Source organism: Pseudoalteromonas sp. P1-7a (assembly GCF_001401855.1).
Classification (GTDB): domain Bacteria; phylum Pseudomonadota; class Gammaproteobacteria; order Enterobacterales; family Alteromonadaceae; genus Pseudoalteromonas.
In genome coordinates this window covers 1-893 of the sequence record NZ_LKDU01000078.1, presented here as the reverse complement: position 1 = coordinate 893, position 893 = coordinate 1, and the positions used below count along the sequence as shown (strand labels likewise).

1 protein-coding gene is annotated in these 893 nt (G+C 37.1%); it reads left to right on the top strand.

Features of this window, described 5'->3' with window-relative positions:
- The first annotated feature begins 170 nt into the window (after window positions 1-170).
- Window positions 171-725, top strand: coding sequence for a hypothetical protein (locus AN389_RS19500; RefSeq protein WP_055020500.1), 555 nt, complete (start codon window positions 171-173; stop codon window positions 723-725).
- The last annotated feature ends 168 nt before the right edge of the window (window positions 726-893 follow it).

Below are 893 nucleotides of genomic sequence, written 5' to 3'. Positions count from 1 at the left end.
TACGTGTTTAAATAAGCTGGTGTGGTGGTTTATATAAAGAGTGAGTAATGGAGTTGTGGTGTTGGGTTTCGTTTCACTCAACCCAACCTACTAATACTGAGTCAATAATCAGAACCGTAAAGATCAAAACAAAAAGAGCTGAATGATTTTATGAATGAGTTAGTTAATCCGTGGTAAAAACTTTAAAACAACGATTTAGTAATATCGACGCTACTTTTTTATTTGCGTTGGTTATCACAATAGCCCTTACTATTTTAGCTACATGGTTTCTGGCGTCTTATGAGCTTAATGAAATAATACAAGGGCTACTATATCCATACAGTGATTACCCAGTAATTGTCTCATCGAATATTGATATTCTTATTCTTCCTGGTTGGGTTGTAATGTGTTTAGCTGTGTTGATAGGTATTTCTGATGTTCTGTTGGACTTAACAGAGAAACCTTTTTTTGACAGTTTAAAAAAGAAATTAGGGTTAGCTGTTGGTGTAATGCTAGTGGTTTCAATAGTAACGCTTGTTGCGAATTATGTAACTTGGCAAATTGCAGCTCGCGCTAATGGTTATACCCAATGCGCAAGTGGCAGTAAACTCTTAGTTGGGAGCAAAACATCTTCAGCGTGGAGTAAAGAAGAGTACTTATGCTACGACTACAATGTAGACAGACTTTTACCAACAGGAACCCATGAACAAGTGCTTGCGGTAGCTGAATATCTAAAGAGAGATTAAATTAAAAGCCTTGCTACCCTTGCTGAGCTTTTAGCAGAAACCAATTTATTTTTACGGTATTCAATTTTTTGTGTCGGATGGCGCTTCGCTTATCCGACCTACGTGTTTAAATAAGCTGGTGTGGTGGTTTATATAAAGAGTGAGTAATGGAGTTGTGGTGTTGGGTTT